18 protein-coding genes, 1 pseudogene and 1 riboswitch are annotated in these 15,384 nt (G+C 64.3%); of the genes and pseudogenes, 10 read left to right on the top strand and 9 right to left on the bottom strand.

The window, feature by feature from the left end:
• Positions 1-49 precede the first annotated feature (49 nt).
• The 3 genes from KVG96_RS02050 (at position 50) to KVG96_RS02040 (ending at position 2,883) form a co-directional block, all read left to right on the top strand.
• Positions 50-1,015, top strand: coding sequence for a 2-hydroxyacid dehydrogenase (locus KVG96_RS02050; RefSeq protein ID WP_217890633.1), 966 nt, complete (start codon positions 50-52; stop codon positions 1,013-1,015).
• A gap of 33 nt (positions 1,016-1,048) precedes the next feature.
• Positions 1,049-2,047 carry a methyltransferase gene (locus tag KVG96_RS02045; protein WP_217890632.1) on the top strand — a complete coding sequence of 333 codons (999 nt, stop codon included), beginning with the start codon at positions 1,049-1,051 and terminating at the stop codon, positions 2,045-2,047.
• Positions 2,048-2,086: 39 nt separating this feature from the next.
• A riboswitch (yybP-ykoY riboswitch) is annotated at positions 2,087-2,211 on the top strand.
• A gap of 87 nt (positions 2,212-2,298) precedes the next feature.
• On the top strand, positions 2,299-2,883 hold the full coding sequence (locus KVG96_RS02040) for a TMEM165/GDT1 family protein (RefSeq protein ID WP_085584777.1): 585 nt from the start codon (positions 2,299-2,301) through the stop codon (positions 2,881-2,883).
• A 136-nt stretch (positions 2,884-3,019) separates the two neighbouring features.
• Here the strand turns inward: KVG96_RS02040 and KVG96_RS02035 are convergent, their stop codons facing one another.
• The gene (locus KVG96_RS02035; protein WP_217890631.1) at positions 3,020-3,838 is read right to left on the bottom strand and encodes a M48 family metallopeptidase; all 819 of its coding nucleotides are present in this window, start codon (positions 3,836-3,838) and stop codon (positions 3,020-3,022) included.
• A gap of 103 nt (positions 3,839-3,941) precedes the next feature.
• On the opposite strand from KVG96_RS02035, the pseudogene KVG96_RS27735 reads away from it, so the two are divergent.
• Together KVG96_RS27735 and KVG96_RS27730 are read left to right on the top strand one after the other, a co-directional pair.
• Positions 3,942-5,336 (top strand): annotated as a pseudogene (locus KVG96_RS27735) (HAMP domain-containing protein); the annotation flags it as partial.
• Positions 5,337-5,348: 12 nt separating this feature from the next.
• Positions 5,349-6,191 carry a methyl-accepting chemotaxis protein gene (locus tag KVG96_RS27730; RefSeq protein ID WP_437180496.1) on the top strand — a complete coding sequence of 281 codons (843 nt, stop codon included), beginning with the start codon at positions 5,349-5,351 and terminating at the stop codon, positions 6,189-6,191.
• Between the two features lie 179 nt (positions 6,192-6,370).
• Here the strand turns inward: KVG96_RS27730 and KVG96_RS02025 are convergent, their stop codons facing one another.
• From KVG96_RS02025 to KVG96_RS02015, 3 genes are read right to left on the bottom strand one after another with little or no spacing between them, the layout of a single operon-like run.
• Positions 6,371-6,994, bottom strand: coding sequence for an SOS response-associated peptidase (locus KVG96_RS02025; protein ID WP_217890629.1), 624 nt, complete (start codon positions 6,992-6,994; stop codon positions 6,371-6,373).
• 36 nt (positions 6,995-7,030) lie between these two features.
• Positions 7,031-7,291 (bottom strand): putative signal transducing protein, encoded by a 261-nt coding sequence (locus KVG96_RS02020; RefSeq protein WP_085584769.1) that lies wholly within the window; start codon positions 7,289-7,291, stop codon positions 7,031-7,033.
• 9 nt (positions 7,292-7,300) lie between these two features.
• Positions 7,301-7,483, bottom strand: a complete 183-nt coding sequence (locus tag KVG96_RS02015; protein WP_217890628.1) for a CPXCG motif-containing cysteine-rich protein — start codon at positions 7,481-7,483, stop codon at positions 7,301-7,303.
• Between the two features lie 139 nt (positions 7,484-7,622).
• Here KVG96_RS02015 and KVG96_RS02010 point away from each other — a divergent pair, with 139 nt between their 5' ends.
• Positions 7,623-8,789 carry a 1-acyl-sn-glycerol-3-phosphate acyltransferase gene (locus KVG96_RS02010; protein WP_085584765.1) on the top strand — a complete coding sequence of 389 codons (1,167 nt, stop codon included), beginning with the start codon at positions 7,623-7,625 and terminating at the stop codon, positions 8,787-8,789.
• A gap of 90 nt (positions 8,790-8,879) precedes the next feature.
• Here KVG96_RS02010 and KVG96_RS02005 read toward each other — a convergent pair whose 3' ends face one another.
• A complete protein-coding gene (locus tag KVG96_RS02005) occupies positions 8,880-9,158 on the bottom strand; it encodes a hypothetical protein (RefSeq protein ID WP_217890627.1) in 279 nt (92 codons plus the stop codon).
• Positions 9,159-9,352: 194 nt separating this feature from the next.
• Between KVG96_RS02005 and KVG96_RS02000 the strand changes: the two genes are divergently transcribed.
• Complete coding sequence (locus KVG96_RS02000) at positions 9,353-9,559, top strand: hypothetical protein (protein ID WP_095168985.1); 207 nt, start codon at positions 9,353-9,355, stop codon at positions 9,557-9,559.
• A 135-nt stretch (positions 9,560-9,694) separates the two neighbouring features.
• Here the strand turns inward: KVG96_RS02000 and KVG96_RS01995 are convergent, their stop codons facing one another.
• The gene (locus KVG96_RS01995) at positions 9,695-10,279 is read right to left on the bottom strand and encodes a YajG family lipoprotein (RefSeq protein WP_217890626.1); all 585 of its coding nucleotides are present in this window, start codon (positions 10,277-10,279) and stop codon (positions 9,695-9,697) included.
• Between the two features lie 190 nt (positions 10,280-10,469).
• Here KVG96_RS01995 and KVG96_RS01990 point away from each other — a divergent pair, with 190 nt between their 5' ends.
• Together KVG96_RS01990 and mqo are read left to right on the top strand one after the other, a co-directional pair.
• Positions 10,470-10,703 (top strand): hypothetical protein, encoded by a 234-nt coding sequence (locus KVG96_RS01990; RefSeq protein ID WP_085584759.1) that lies wholly within the window; start codon positions 10,470-10,472, stop codon positions 10,701-10,703.
• Positions 10,704-11,441: 738 nt separating this feature from the next.
• A complete protein-coding gene (gene mqo / locus KVG96_RS01985) occupies positions 11,442-12,950 on the top strand; it encodes a malate dehydrogenase (quinone) (RefSeq protein ID WP_217890625.1) in 1,509 nt (502 codons plus the stop codon).
• A 116-nt stretch (positions 12,951-13,066) separates the two neighbouring features.
• Here the strand turns inward: mqo and KVG96_RS01980 are convergent, their stop codons facing one another.
• From KVG96_RS01980 to KVG96_RS01970, 3 genes are all read right to left on the bottom strand, one after another.
• Positions 13,067-13,354 carry a PA4642 family protein gene (locus KVG96_RS01980; RefSeq protein WP_217890624.1) on the bottom strand — a complete coding sequence of 96 codons (288 nt, stop codon included), beginning with the start codon at positions 13,352-13,354 and terminating at the stop codon, positions 13,067-13,069.
• A 63-nt stretch (positions 13,355-13,417) separates the two neighbouring features.
• Positions 13,418-13,897, bottom strand: coding sequence for a hypothetical protein (locus KVG96_RS01975; RefSeq protein WP_217890623.1), 480 nt, complete (start codon positions 13,895-13,897; stop codon positions 13,418-13,420).
• Between the two features lie 114 nt (positions 13,898-14,011).
• Positions 14,012-14,569 (bottom strand): hypoxanthine-guanine phosphoribosyltransferase, encoded by a 558-nt coding sequence (locus KVG96_RS01970; protein WP_085629378.1) that lies wholly within the window; start codon positions 14,567-14,569, stop codon positions 14,012-14,014.
• Positions 14,570-14,744: 175 nt separating this feature from the next.
• Here KVG96_RS01970 and upp point away from each other — a divergent pair, with 175 nt between their 5' ends.
• On the top strand, positions 14,745-15,383 hold the full coding sequence (upp, locus tag KVG96_RS01965; protein ID WP_085584749.1) for a uracil phosphoribosyltransferase: 639 nt from the start codon (positions 14,745-14,747) through the stop codon (positions 15,381-15,383).
• Position 15,384 lies beyond the last annotated feature (1 nt).

Genomic DNA, 15,384 nt, shown 5'->3' with positions numbered 1-15,384 from the left:
TAGGCTCGGCAGATTACGCCTTCCGTTCACCGCACAAAAGGTACAGTTGATGACGAACGCCCGCCGCGCCGTATTCCTCGATCACCCTTCCCTGGATCTGGGCGATCTCGACCTGAGCCCTTTGCGCGAGTGCTTCAGCGACCTGCAACTGTTCGCCCAGACCCTGCCGGAACAGGTCGCCCAACGCCTGAGCGGCGCCACCGTGGCGATCACCAACAAGATCCTCATCGACGCGGCCGCCATGGCGGCCAACCCGGACCTGAAGCTGATCCTGATCACCGCCACCGGCACCAACAACGTCGACCTGGCCGCCGCAAAGGCCCGCGGCATCACCGTGTGCAACTGCCAGGCCTACGGCACGCCGTCGGTGGCGCAGCACACGATCATGCTGCTGCTCAACCTCGCCACCCGTTTGGGCGAATATCAAAAAGCTGTCGGCGAAGGCCGCTGGCAGCAGGCGAAGCAGTTCTGCCTGCTGGACTACCCGATCGTCGAGCTGGAAGGCAAGACCCTCGGCCTGCTCGGGCACGGCGAACTGGGCGGCGCGGTGGCCCGCCTGGCCGAAGCGTTCGGCATGCGCGTGCTGTCGGGGCAGATTCCGGGACGGCCGGCGCGGCCGGACCGCGTGCCGCTGGCCGAGCTGCTGCCCCAGGTCGACGCCCTCACCCTGCACTGCCCGCTCAACGAGCACACCCGCCATTTCATCGGTGCCCGGGAACTGGCGTCGATGAAACCCGGCGCATTCGTGGTCAACACCGCCCGCGGCGGCCTGATCGACGAACAGGCGCTGGCCGACGCCCTGCGCAGCGGCCACCTCGGCGGAGCGGCCACCGACGTGCTGAGCACCGAGCCTCCGGTCAACGGCAACCCGCTGCTGGCCGCCGACATTCCGCGCCTGATCGTCACCCCGCACAACGCCTGGGGCAGCCGCGAGGCGCGGCAGCGCATCGTCGGGCAACTGACCGAAAACGCCCACGCGTTCTTCAGCGGTGAGGCGCTGCGGGTCGTCAATTGATAGACTGCGACACTTTTTTTCCAAGGAGCAGTTATGGATCCGCGCAGTGAAGTACTGCTTCGTCAGGCCGAATTATTCCAAGGGTCGGTGTTGCTGGCCGGGCTGCCCGCCGACGATCTGCTCGGGCGCCTGCCCGACGCGTTCGGCTGGTGCTGGCATGCCGGCGATCAGGCCATGCTCGAGGCTCGGTTCGCCGGGCGCAGCCACTTCGGCGTGCACGCCCCGGAACGCGGGTTCGACAGCGCAGTGGTGTTTCTGCCCAAGGCCAAGGACCTGACCGACTACCTGCTCAACGCCGTGGCCGCGCGCCTGGCCGGGCGCGAGGTGTACCTGGTCGGGGAAAAACGCGGCGGCATCGAAGGCGCGGCCAAGCAGCTCAATCCGTTCGGCAAGCCGCGCAAGCTCGACAGCGCCCGCCATTGCCAGCTCTGGCAAGTGACCGTGGCCCAAGCGCCGGCGGCCAAACCGCTGGAAAGCCTGGCCCAGACCTATGAGCTGCCGCTGGCCGAAGGGCCGCTCAAGGTGATCAGCCTGCCGGGCGTGTTCAGCCACGGCCGGCTGGATCGCGGCAGCGCCCTGCTGCTGGAGCACCTGGACAAACTGCCCGGCGGCCATCTGCTGGACTTCGGCTGCGGCGCCGGTGTGCTGGGGGCTGCGGTCAAGCGTCGCTACCCGGACACCCAGGTGACCTTGCTGGACGTCGACGCCTTCGCCGCCGCCAGCAGCCGCCTGACCCTGGCGGCCAACGGTCTGGAAGGCGACGTGCTGACCGGCGACGGCATCGATGCCGCCCCGCTGGGCCTGAACGCGATCCTGACCAATCCGCCGTTCCACACCGGGGTGCACACCGATTACCAGGCGACGGAAAACCTGCTGCGAAAAGCAGCCAAACATCTGAAAACAGGTGGCGAACTACGGCTGGTGGCCAACAGCTTCCTCAAGTACCAACCGTTGATCGAGGAGCATCTGGGCGCCTGTTCGGTGAGGGCCGAAGGCCAGGGGTTCCGGATCTACAGCGCCAAGCGGGCCTGAAAATTTGTGCTTGCCCAATCGGATTTGCCTAGGCAGAATCCGCTCCGTCCTAGGGGAGTAGTCTCCCACGAGCGCCTAGCTCGTCCGGCATACGTCAACACACTTGATCCGCAGATCATGGCGTATGCGACCCCAGCGTCCGCACCAGACGGACCGCAGGGTTTGACAAGACCTATGACACGCACACCTTACCCGGGGCGGGAAGGCTGTACGTGTCATAGCCGTGTCGACCCGCCCCTTAGGAAATCCTGATGCTGGACTCGCTGCTCGTTCCCACCGCCATCGTTGCCCTCGCCGAAATCGGCGACAAGACGCAACTGCTCGCGCTCATTCTCGCCGCACGCTTTCGCAAACCCTGGCCGATCATCGCCGGCATCGTCGCCGCGACCCTGGCCAACCACGCCGCTGCCGGTGCGGTCGGCGCCTGGTTCGGCAGTTTCTTCTCGGACTCCGTCCTGCACTGGATCCTCGCCGCCAGTTTCGCCGCCACGGCCTTGTGGACCTTGGTGCCGGACAAGATGGACGACGACGAGGCCAGCACGGCCCGCAAGTTCGGACCGTTCCTGACCACGCTGATCGCGTTCTTCCTGGCGGAAATCGGTGACAAGACCCAGATCGCCACGGTGATGCTGGCGGCGCAGTACCCGGAGCTGTGGCTGGTGATCATCGGCACCACGGCCGGCATGCTGATCGCCAACGTGCCGGTGGTGCTGGCGGGGAATTTCGCGGCGGAGAAACTGCCGCTGACGCTGATCCGTCGCCTGGCGGCTTCGGCCTTCATGATTCTGGCGATCGTCGCGGTGTACAAGGCGATGCAGAGCAGCGGTTGGGTCTGAAAATGGCTCAAGCCTTAAGCCTTAAGCCTCAAGCCTCAAGCTACAAGCTACAAGCTACAAGCTACAAGCCGTGAGCTGCAAATGATGCGATTACACCCACTTGCAGCTTGAAGCTTGAAGCTTGCAGCTAACGCCTTCAGGACTTCGGCGCTTTCTCGTACAACGGCATCACCTTCGGAATCGCTGCCTGCAACGAGGCGATCCGGCTGGACGAGGCCGGGTGCGTGCTCATGAACTCCGGCGGCGCGCCTTCCGAGGCCTTGCTCATCTTGTTCCACAGGGTGATCGCGGCGTTCGGGTTGTAGCCGGCCCGGGCGGCGAGTTCGAGGCCGATCAGGTCGGCTTCGTTTTCGTTGGCGCGGCTGTTGGGCAGGGTCATGGCATATTTGACGGCGGCATCGGCTGCGGCCAGGCTTTCCGAACTCAGACCCAGCAACGCAGTGGCACCCTGCTTGGCCAATTCGATGCCGTATGCCTTGGACATCGCTTCACGACTGTGCTCGCGCAGGGCGTGGGCGATTTCATGGCCCATGACCGCAGCGATTTCGTCATCGGTCAGTTGCAGGCCATCGATCAATCCCGTGTAGAAAATGATCTTGCCGCCAGGGCCGCAATTGGCATTGAGCTCGTCACTCTTGATCAGATTGACCTCCCATTGCCACTGCGCCGCGTCCGGACGGAAGTTCGGCGCCTGGGCGATCAAGCGGTCGGCTATCGCCTGCACACGCCTGGCATCGGCGCTGGTCTTGTCCAGCGCGCCCTTGCCCGACGCCTCTCCAACGGTTTTCTGATAGGACTGGGCGTACATCTGGTCCAGCTCTTGCGAGGACAACAGCGTGAGCATGCGCTGCTGACGCTTGACGCCCACCTCACCTGCACTGGTCGTGTTCACGGTCTCACAGCCGTTGAGCAGCAACACCGAGCCCAGCACGACCGCCATCAGCGATTTGTTCATCAAAGACTCCTGTTAACTGCACGGCACGATGGAAAAACTGTAGTCGCTAAAAATTCACACAGCACTGACTGCGTTGCCGCACAAAGGTTCTGAACCGTTCTGAATGCGACACAGACACATCCAAAACAGTCAACTCGACACTTTGCGCTCATGCCCGACGAACCTCCTGCCGATACATCAGCGCAGACGTCTTCCTGCGTGCGGAGCTCCCATGAAATTCAAGTCGATCCAGTTTTCCGTGGCGGCCCTGGCCGGCGCCATCGTTCTCAGCGTGGTGGCCGCGCTGGTGCTGTATGCGCTGTTTTCCGGCGCCCGGACGCAAGACATGGTGCAGGAACGCACCCAGGCCCAGTTCGAGCAGGTCATCGAACAGCGCCTGACATCCCTGGCGCAGACCCAGGTCAGCCAGATCCAGCGCGAGCTCGAAGCGCCGCTGCTGATCGCCGGCGGGCTGGTGCGGGTCAACGCCCTGCTCGGCACGCCGGGCGCCGACGGCCAGCCCCGGCTGACCGTCAGCCGCGAGCAACTGATCAGCCTGATCAAGGAAAACGTCGAGAAGAACCCGAAGATCCTCGGCACCTACATCGGCTGGGAAAAGAACGCCCTGGACCACAACGACGCCGCCTACGTCGGCACCCAGGTGGTGGGCATCGACGCCGCCAACGGGCGCTTCCTGCCGTGGTGGTTCCGCAACGACGACGGCACCCTGGGCCTGGACAAACTGGTGGATGTGGACGACCAGAAAGTCCTGTCCACCGGCGTGCGCGCCAGCGAGTACTACCTGTGCTCGAAGGAAACCAAGAAGTCCTGCGTGATCGACCCGGCGCCGTACAAGGTCGGCGACAAGGTCGTGATGCTCGCCTCGTTCATCGAGCCGATCATGCTCAACGGCGCGTTCCAGGGCATCGTCGGCGCCGACCTGTCGGTGAACTTCATCCAGGAGATGCTCCTGGCCGCCAACCAGAAACTGTACGCCGGCGCCGGGCAGATGGCCCTGATCGGCGGCAACGGCCGGATCGTGGCCTACACCAAGGATCCGAGCAAATTCGGCGAGAAGGTCAGCGACATCCTCGACAGCCAGCAGATCGCCAACATGGCCAATCTCAAGCGCGGCGAAGTCACCTACACCGTCAGCAAGGAACAGGGCCGGATCGAGCTGTACCTGCCGTTCGGCATCGGCCAGACCGATGCGCGCTGGACCCTGATGCTGCAATTGCCGCTGAACGCGGTGATGGCCGACCTGCAGAAGCTCCAGGGCGACCTCGACGCACAACGCAAGTCCGACACCTTCGGCATGGCCATGGTCGGCCTGGTCATCGCCGGCCTCGGCCTGCTGGTGATCTGGCTGGTGGGCCACGGCATCGCCCGTCCGCTCAAGCAGATGGTGACCATGCTCGACGACATCGCCCAGGGCGAAGGCGACCTGACCCGCCGCCTGAGCAGCGACCGCAGCGATGAGCTGGGTTCGATCGCCAAAGGCTTCAACACATTCCTGGCCAAGTTGCAGGCGATGATCACCCAGGTGGTGACGTCGGTGCAGAGCGTCAGCGATTCGTCCGAGCACACCGCCGACATCGCCATCCGCACCAACATCGGCGTGCAGAAGCAGATGGCCGAAATCGACCAGGTGGCCACCGCCGTACAGGAGATGACCGCCACCGCCCAGGACGTGGCGCGCAACGCGACCCAAGCGGCGCAGGCGGCCAGCCATGCCGACCAGGCCGCCAGCCAAGGCATGCGGATCGTCAGCGACACCTCGAAGTCGATCGGCGTGCTGGCCGTGGAGATCGGCAAGGCCGTGGAAGTGGTGCAGGCGCTGGCCAAGGACAGCGAGAACATCAACGCGATCCTCATCGCCATCCGCGCCATCGCCGAACAGACCAACCTGCTGGCCCTCAACGCGGCCATCGAAGCGGCCCGCGCCGGCGAGCAGGGCCGCGGGTTCGCGGTGGTGGCCGACGAGGTGCGCAACCTGGCGCAGAAGACCCAGCAGGCCACCGAAGAAATCCAGAGCATGATCCAGCAACTGCAGCAGGGCACCCGCGAAGTGGTGCGGGTCATGGAAGACAGCCAGAGCCGCACCGACGAAAGCGTGCAGCACGCGGCCAAGGCCGCCGAGGCGCTGGAGACCATCACCCAGGCGGTGTCGGTGATCAACGACATGAACACCCAGATCGCCAGCGCCGCCGAGGAACAGAGCGCGGTGGCCGACGACATCAACCGCAATGTGATCAACATCGGCCAGGTGGCCAACGAAGTCGCGGGCGGCGCCGACGAGTCGAGTTCGGCCAGCGCCGACCTGACCAAGCTGGCGGAGCAGCAGCGCCGGTTGATCAATCAGTTCAAGGTCTGACCGGCAGGAAGGCCCTGCGGGCCTGATCGCGAGCAGGCTCGCTCCCTCAGGGGGACGGTGGTGAAAAACGGTGGGAGGCAGCCTGACACATAGGGGCCGGATGCGCCGGCCTCATCGCGGGCAAGCCCGCTCCCACGGGGTTTTGCAGTGAACACCGTTCCGCATGCGATGGCAGAGCGTCAGGCCGGGGTCAGGCACTCCGGGCCGTTGAGCTTGGGATCGTTGACCAGGTTGGCCAGCACCCGCTCGCGCAGCGCCACGGGCTCGCCGGCCAGCAGCGCGTGCAAGGCGTGCAGCGGCGTTTGCGGATCCAGCCACGCCGCCTGCCCCGCCTCGTCCAGAATCAGCGGCCGGCGCTGGCTCATGGCCGGCTGGGTGATGACCGCCGTACTCAGCCACACCTGTTCCTGCACCGGGTAGGCTTCCCAGATCGCCGCGAAAAACAGCGAAGCGCCCTCCCCCGGCGTCAGCCAGTACGGCCGCTTGCGCGCGGTGCCGCGCCATTCGTAGAAGCCGTTGGCCGGCAGCAGGCAACGGCGCTGGCGCAGGGCTTCGCGGAACATCGGTTGCTCGGCCACAGTCTCGGCCCGGGCATGGGCCGGGGTGCGGGACAGGTCGGTCAGCCACGGCGGCGTCAGGCCCCAGCGGGCGCGGGCCAGCGTGCGCTGACCGTCGGATTCGGCGCGCAGCATCAGCACCGAGTCGTTGGGGGAAATGTTCCACTGCGCCTGCTGATCGGCAGGAAAACCGGGCAGGGCCGCGAAATCACGGTTCCAGCGGAACAGGGCATAACGTCCACACATGGGGCAACACGGCTCGCAAATAAATCGAACGCCAGCCTAACAGACCAGCGTACCGGGGTAGCTGTCCGGTTCATCGCCGGGCAGCGGCAGCGCGGCATTGTACGCCCGGATCAGTTCGCTGGCGTACTCGGCCTGATCATTGTCGACCGACAGCCCGAGCAGGCCGAAGACCGGCAGCTCGCCCGCCCCGCCGAGCAGGTCGCGCCCCACCAGGTGCGCCTCGATGCCCTCGCTTTCGAGCATGCCCTTGAGCATCTCGCCTTCCATCAGGTTTTCCGGCTCGTAGATCCGCTGCATGCGCGCCCCTCAATCGTTTTCGCCGTACACGTCGAGCAACCACTCCTCGCCGTGCACCTGCAGCACGAACCGGACCGGCTTGCAGCACACCTGGCAGTCTTCGATGTATTCCTGGTCGCCGCCGGACAGGTCCACGGTGGTCTCGACCTCTTCCCCGCAGTACGGGCAATCATAATGTGCGGCTTCCAGCATCGCGGTCTCCCGAGTGACTTGTGCGTATAATCGCCGGTCTGTTTGCAGGGCCTTTTTTGTCTGGCTACCTTTTCAGACCGTGCCCCGTTGGTTTTCGATCAACACCTTTACTTACCCTAGCCGTTTCCAACAAGAGAGCATGATGGGCGAATTCGATGCCATCCGACCTTACGACGACAGCGAAGTACCTGCGGTACTGGCGCGGCTGCTCGGCGACAAGGCGTTTCTAGATATCCTCACCCACTTCCGCTTCCCGCGTTTCGCCGGTGCCCTGGGCTGGATGCTCAAGCCCCTCATCGCCCATCGGCTGCGCCGTGAGTTCGCCGGCGTGACCTCGGTGGCCACCCTGCAGGACAAGGTCGAGTTCTATGTCGACCACACCATCGAGCGGGCCACCGACGGCGTGACCTACACCGGCGTCGAGCAGTTCAAGTCAGGCAGCGCCTACCTGTTCATCGCCAACCACCGCGACATCGTGATGGATCCGGCCTTCGTCAACTACGCCGTGTACCACGCCGGCCTGCCGACCCCGCGCATCGCCATCGGCGACAACCTGCTGCAAAAGCCCTTCGTCAGCGACCTGATGCGCCTGAACAAGAGCTTCATCGTGCACCGCTCGATCACCGGGCGCCGGGAAAAGATGGCGGCGTACCAGCTGCTGTCGGCGTACATCAACCATTCGATCCGCAACGATTGCGCCTCGATCTGGATCGCCCAGGCCGAGGGCCGGGCCAAGGACGGCGACGACCGCACCGAGTCGGCGATCCTCAAGATGTTCCACATGAGCCGCAAGGACGAGCCGTTCGGCGAGGTCATCCAGTCGCTGAACCTGACCCCGGTGTCGATCAGCTACGAGTACGACCCGTGCGACCAGGCCAAGGCCCGCGAGCTGTACATCCGCGCCACCACCGGCACCTACAGCAAGGCGCCGGGCGAGGACGACGTGAGCATCGCCAAGGGCATCACCGGCTACAAGGGCCGGGTGCACGTGAACTTCGCCGCGCCGATCACGGCGTTCTACGAAGACACCAAGCAACTGGCGGTGGAGATGGACCGGCAGATCCTCGGCGGCTACCGCCTGTTCCCGGTGCATTACCTGGCGTACGCGCAGTGGGCGGACGCCGATCCGCAGCTGCAGGTGCCCAAGGCCGCCGACGTGTTCGGCGTCGATGAGCTGGCCAAGGCGCGGGAAGAATGGCAGCGCCGGCTGGACGCCTGCCCCGAGGAGCACCGTCCGTACCTGGTGCTGCAATACGCGACGCCGGTGCGCAACCAGTACCGGGTCAAGGCGGGGTTGCCGCTGTAGGCAGAGACAAGTAGGCAGAGACAAGAACGGCGCCCTCGGGCGCCGTTCTTCGTTATGGGGCGGGTTCACCCCACGGGGCCTGCACGGCCTTCAGACGCGGGTGCTGATCCAGGACACCAGCAGCGCCAGGCCCAGGCAGGCGAAGCCGAAGCGGTAGAAAAACCGGTTCATGCGCAGGGTCGCCCAGTCGAGCACCGGCTCCCGGTCCGGCTGGATCCGGCGCTGGGCGGCGATGTTCGCCAGCGCGCGCTGCTCGCGGCGGCGGGTCGCGTGCAGCAGCCAACTGCCCGGAAAGGCGAACGCCAGGGCCAGCAGGTTGATCAACTTGGCGGGATGGGCGGTGAACAGCGTCATCAAATGCAGCGACATCTTCGAGCCTCGAACGGAACCGGTATGGCGAACGCCAGACCGACGACCGCGGCGCGGATTCTAGCGCAACCCTCCCCTGTGTCCCCACCCTTTGCGACAAACAACGGCGCAATCGACCGATGGTTGCCCTGTGTCACGGCTTCGTCATTTGCATCGGCCACCATGCGCGCCTCGAAACCGACACGGAACGCAGCATGCTTCACGCCGAAAACCAGGACCGCCTCTACCTCATCACCCCGACCGACGAACAGCAGGCCCTCGTCGGCAGCCTGGCGTTCAACGTGCAGGACCGTCACTGGCTGGTGTATTGCGCCCTCGGCGGCCATCAGCACGCCGATCTGCCGGAAACCGACCTGCTGACGGGCGTCAGCGTGCTGGACTTCTACTCCCAGGCGGCCTGACATCCGATACGGATGCCGCCTGAGACACCCTCATCGCGAGCAAGCTCGCTCCTACAAGGGACAGCGCCCGGCGGCGGACATGAAAAAGCCCGGGGCCATCGCTGGCGCCGGGCTTTTCTGCCTCAGGCGAACCGCTTACTCGGCGAGGATCTGGCCGATGCTCGGATCCTTGAACAGACGGGTCAAGGCGTCGCTCAGCACGTCGCTGACCAGTTTGGTGTTGGTTTCCTGGTTCGGCGCCATGCCGAAGCGCTGATCCAGCGACGCGCCGTAACGGCCGCTGTAGCGGCGGCCGCCGCTCTGCACGTCGGAGCGGAAGGTCGCGCCGATGGTGGCCTCGGTCACGTACATGCCTTCCTTCGGCGACTGGTACTTGAGCTCGGTCAGGGTCACGGTCAACTGCGGCGCGTTCATGGCGCCGTTGGACGGGGTGAAGCCCAGCAGACGCACGGCCGCCTCGGCCTGAGCCTGCAGCTTGGGCAGGATCTGTTCGCGCTGCACGGTGATGGCGCTGGTCTCAGGGTAGAGGCCGCCACGGGTGCCCAGGGTCGGCGACGGACGGCCGTCCACCACGCGCACCACCACCGGTTGGCCATGGCCGACCGGCGCCAGCTGGGTGGTCAGCTTCGGTTCCGGGCTCAGCTGTTGCGGGCTGTGGGCGCAGCCGGCCAGGGTCAAACCGGTCACTGTGATCAAACCGAACAACAGGCGTTGCAACATGCTCTTCTCTCCAGAATCAGGCACAGACAGGCCGGCAGTATAGCGGCGGGCCACTGCGGCCCACCAGCACGGAATCTCAGACAGGCCCGGCCCTGGGCGGTTCCTGTCACACATTGTTCACCGGCCCTACACGATGACGTCATGGCCTGGCGGCAACCTTCGCAGCACGCACTCCAAAAGGTATTTCGCCATGCGCCATCTGATCTCGCTCTTCGCGCCGCGCCCCCTGCACCGCAGCTTCGCCCTGCTCGACCGCAACGGCCATTGCCAGGCATTCAAGCAATGCAGCCTGCAACCGATGGGCGAAGGCTGGGTGGAAATCGAGGAAATTCGCCTCAACTGGCTGCACAAGCCGTTGCCGGCCAGCGCCCGCGTCGAAGCGTCACGGCCGCGCGCACGGGCGCAGGCGGTTTTCGGCATCTGACCGGATGCCTAATAAAAGTCATCAAACACGAGCAAATCCCCGCATTTCTTCGATACAATCTCCCCCCGATTATAAGGTCGTCTCCTGATCGGGCCCCGCAACAGCGTCAATGCGCTTGCATCGACATCCAAAACCGCCCACAGAGAGCCGCCCACACAGATCGAGTGAAGCCGGCGCGCTTGCTGTTTCCCAGGCAAAAACCCGCTTTTCGCGAATCTGCAGAGCTGTCATGACGCTCGGTCACTGAGTTGTTTGCCCGTGTTGCCCGCCCCGTGTTCACCGGCGGCCATCCATCCGGGCACGGTGCCCGGCCGGGGCAGCCCTTTTTGAGGTTCACGTCTTCAAAAGAGCGTGAAAAAAACGGGTTTTCACAACTTCACAAGAGTGTGGCGAGCAAATGAATAGTTTTGCGTCTGAACATGCACCATTAGCGTCTACAACAGCCCAACGACACAGGACCGCGTACGCCTCGAACACCGGAGCCTGATGCCTGTCCGCTACGGATTTGGTTGCACGAACGGATGACTCGACCATAAGTCGAATTGCCAGCCGCGCGCCGAAATGAGTTCATGGAGCTCATGAGGCCGGGCCGTCTGCATCCGTCGAAGTTGCGAAAAATTGCGAAGATTCGGACATGGCGATCCTGGCCATGGGTTACCTGGGGCGCCACTGACCTGCCCCGGAACACCTGGCAGCCATGCCGACAATTTGGTGCTGCAGATTTTGGAGACGCGTTAAATGGCGCATAACGAAGCAGTCGACGTAGTTCTGGTAGGGGCCGGCATCATGAGCGCCACCCTTGCGGTGCTGCTCAAGGAGCTCGACCCGGCGATCAAGCTGGAAGTCGTCGAGCTGATGGATTCCGGAGCCGCGGAGAGTTCCAACCCGTGGAACAACGCGGGCACCGGCCACGCCGGCCTGTGCGAGCTGAACTACACGCCGCAGGCTGCCGACGGCACCGTCGACATCAAGAAGGCCGTGCACATCAACACCCAGTTCGAGGTGTCGAAGCAGTTCTGGTCCTACCTGACCCGCAAGGGCACGTTCGGCTCGAGCAAATCGTTCATCAGCCCGGTGCCGCACCTGAGCTATGTCGAAGGCGACAAAGGCGTGTCGTTCCTCAAGGAACGCTTCAAGGTGCTGAGCAAGCACCACGCGTTCGCCGACATGGAATACACCGAAGACAAGGCCAAGATGGCCGAGTGGATGCCGCTGATGATGCCGGGCCGCCCGGCCGATCAGGTGCTGGCCGCCACCCGCGTGCTCAACGGCACCGACGTCAACTTCGGCGCCCTCACCAACCAGCTGCTCAAGCACCTGACCAGCGCGCCCGATGCCCAGGTCAAGTACTGCAAGCGCGTGACCGGCCTCAAGCGCAACGGCAACGGCTGGACCGTCAGCATCAAGGACGTCAACAGCGGCAACAGCCGCGAGGTCGACGCCAGGTTCGTGTTCCTCGGTGCCGGCGGCGCGGCCCTGCCGCTGCTGCAGGCTTCGGGCATCGAGGAAAGCAAAGGCTTCGGCGGCTTCCCGATCAGCGGCCAGTGGCTGCGCTGCGACAACCCGGAAGTGGTCAAGCACCACCAGGCCAAGGTCTACAGCCAGGCCGCCGTGGGCTCGCCGCCGATGTCCGTGCCGCACCTGGACACCCGCGTGGTCGACGGCAAGAAGTCCCTGCTGTTCGGGCCGTACGCCGGTTTCACCACCAAGTTCCTCAAGCACGGTTCGTTCATGGACCTGCCGATGTCGGTGCGCGCCGGCAACATCGGCCCGATGCTGGCCGTGGCGAAGAACAACATGGACCTGACCAAGTACCTGGTCAGCGAAGTGATGCAGTCGATGGAGCAGCGCCTGGAATCCCTGCGCCGCTTCTACCCGCAGGCGAAAGCCGAGGACTGGCGCCTGGAAGTGGCCGGCCAGCGGGTGCAGATCATCAAGAAGGACCCGAAGAAGGGCGGCATCCTGCAGTTCGGCACCGAACTGGTGGCGGCGAAGGACGGCTCCCTGGCCGCCCTGCTCGGCGCTTCGCCAGGCGCCTCGGTGACCGTGTCGATCATGCTCGAGCTGATCGAGAAATGCTTCCCGGCCCAGGCCAAGGGCGAATGGGCCGCCAAACTGGCGGAAATCTTCCCGGCCCGTGAAAAGGCGCTGGAAACCGATGCTGCGCTGTACCGCAAGATCAACACGCAGAACAACATCGCCCTGGAGCTGGTCGAGGAAAGCAGCGAGACCCCAAGCTTCGCTTGATCGCGCCCCATGAAAAACGCCCCGTTCTCAGTGAGTGCGGGGCGTTTTTTCATGCCTGAAAAATCAGCTTTTGTGGCGCGGGAGCTGGCTCCCTCGCCACAGGATTGGCGGTGATCTTAAACGCGGGCCTTTTCGATCAGCTCGATGTACTCCGGCGCGTTGCGCTGGTCGCGGATCAGCTCGACGAAGGTCTTGCCCTGCTCGTCCTTGCCGTCCAGATCCAGGCCGGCGGCCAGGAAAAACGTCAGGAAACGCTCGAAATCGTCGATGCGCAGACCGCGATAGGCCTTGATCAGCTTGTGCAGCGACGGCGAGGTGGCATCGGCCGGCTCGAAGTCCAGGAACAGCTTGATCTGCTCATCGCCGATCTCGTCACCAATCACTTGCTTCTTATCTTTACGCATTGCCGACTCCAGCTCGCGGACATTTCACGGGGCGGGCAGTTTACCCCCGCGCAGGCACGGCGCTCAACGCGAGCGCACGGCCCCGGTGTGCAAATCGGCCCAGATGTGGCCGTTGGCGTAGCTGAGGAACTGGACATACACCGTGTCGTTGCGCAGCAGGTCGATCACCACCCGGTACTGGGCCAGCGGGTAGAACAACGTGAGGGTCTTGGCCTTGTCGTCATACACCGGCTTCTTCAGGCTTTTGCTTTCGCCGTCGAAATTGACCAGCACCTGCGTGACCGTCGCGCCCTTGTTCAGGGACTTGCCCTTGAGGCGGATCATCAGCGGCGAGGTGACCGGGATCGGCTGCTGACTGGACTGACGCTGGGCCCCCACCACCACCGAATAGTCGGTGACCTGCAGCAGTTGCTGCTGTTCGGGTTCGGCGTCGCGCAGGGTCAGGTCGTCCGGCGGCAGGAACTGGCTGTGCAGGGGCGCGGCGGCCAGGGGCAGGCTGAGGGTCAGGAACAGGGCGGCGCAGCTGCGGATCAAGAGGCTCATGACAGGCTCCGGGGGCGGGGCCGAGCACTCTAGCATGGGCTTGCGGGGGGATCAGCAGGCATGAGGCCCTGCGGGAGCCAGCCTGCCGGCTCCCGCAGGGAGATCGATGCGGGGTTACATGCCTTTGACGGCGAAGATCCCGTTGGCGTTGCGCCAGTAGCCCTTGTAGTCCATGCCGTAGCCGAAGATGTAGCGGTCGACGCACGGCAGGCCCACGAAGTCGGCCTTCAGGTCAGGACGCGCCTTGCGGTCGTGGTCCTTGTCGATCAGCACGGCGGTGTGCACCTGACGGGCGCCGGCGTGCTTGCAGAAGTCGATGATCGCGCCCAGGGTGTGGCCCTCGTCGAGGATGTCGTCAATGATCAGCACGTCGCGGTCGATGAACGAGACTTCCGGCTTGGCCTTCCAGAACAGGTCGCCGCCGGTGGTTTCGTTGCGGTAGCGGGTCGCGTGAAGGTAGGAGGACTCCAGCGGGAACTGCAGGTGGGTCAGCAGTTTGCCGGAGAAGATCAGGCCGCCGTTCATCACACAGAACACCACCGGATTGCGGTCTGCCAGTTGCTCGTTGATTTGCGCACCGACGCGGGCGATGGCCGCCTCGACTTCAGCTTCGGTGTACAGGCAGTCAGCCTCTCGCATGATTTGACGGATATGCTCGAGATCAGCGGACATGGCGCTCTCCAGGGGGACTATATGGGGGGGCTAGTTTGGAAAAGCGGGCAAAGGTACGCATCCCGAACGGCCGAATCAAGCTTTTGTGGACTAACGTACTGTATGTCCTATAGGACATCACTCTCGGATAGATTAATCTAGGCCGGTTTTTTTGCCCGCCGCCGGAGCCTTTCCCATGCCCATCCTCGAGATCCGCCATCCGCTGATCCGCCACAAGCTCGGCCTCATGCGCCGCGCCGACATCAGCACCAAGAATTTCCGCGAGCTCGCTCAGGAAGTCGGCGCCCTGTTGACCTATGAAGCCACCAAAGACCTGCCCCTGGAGACCTATGACATCCCAGGCTGGTGCGGCACCGTGTCGGTCGAGAAGATCGCCGGCAAGAAGATCACCGTCGTGCCGATCCTGCGCGCCGGCATCGGCATGCTCGAAGGCGTGCTGAGCCTGATCCCGGGCGCCAAGGTCAGCGCCGTGGGCGTGGCCCGCAACGAAGAGACGCTGCAGGCCCACACCTACCTGGAGAAACTCGTCCCGGAGATCGACGAGCGCCTGGCGATGATCATCGACCCGATGCTCGCCACCGGCAGTTCCATGGTCGCCACCATCGACCTGTTGAAGAAGGCCGGCTGCAAGGACATCCGCGCCATGGTGCTGGTCGCCGCGCCCGAAGGCATCGCCGCGGTCGAGCAGGCTCACCCGGACGTGACCATCTATACCGCTTCCATCGACCAGAAACTGAACGAGCACGGTTACATCATCCCGGGGCTTGGCGATGCCGGTGACAAGATCTTCGGCACCAAGCAGAAGGACGCGTGAC

This window comes from Pseudomonas ekonensis, assembly GCF_019145435.1.
Taxonomy (GTDB): Bacteria; Pseudomonadota; Gammaproteobacteria; order Pseudomonadales; family Pseudomonadaceae; genus Aquipseudomonas; species Aquipseudomonas ekonensis.
Note: the sequence above shows the minus strand (reverse complement) of the source record. Positions and strands in the feature narration are given on the sequence as shown.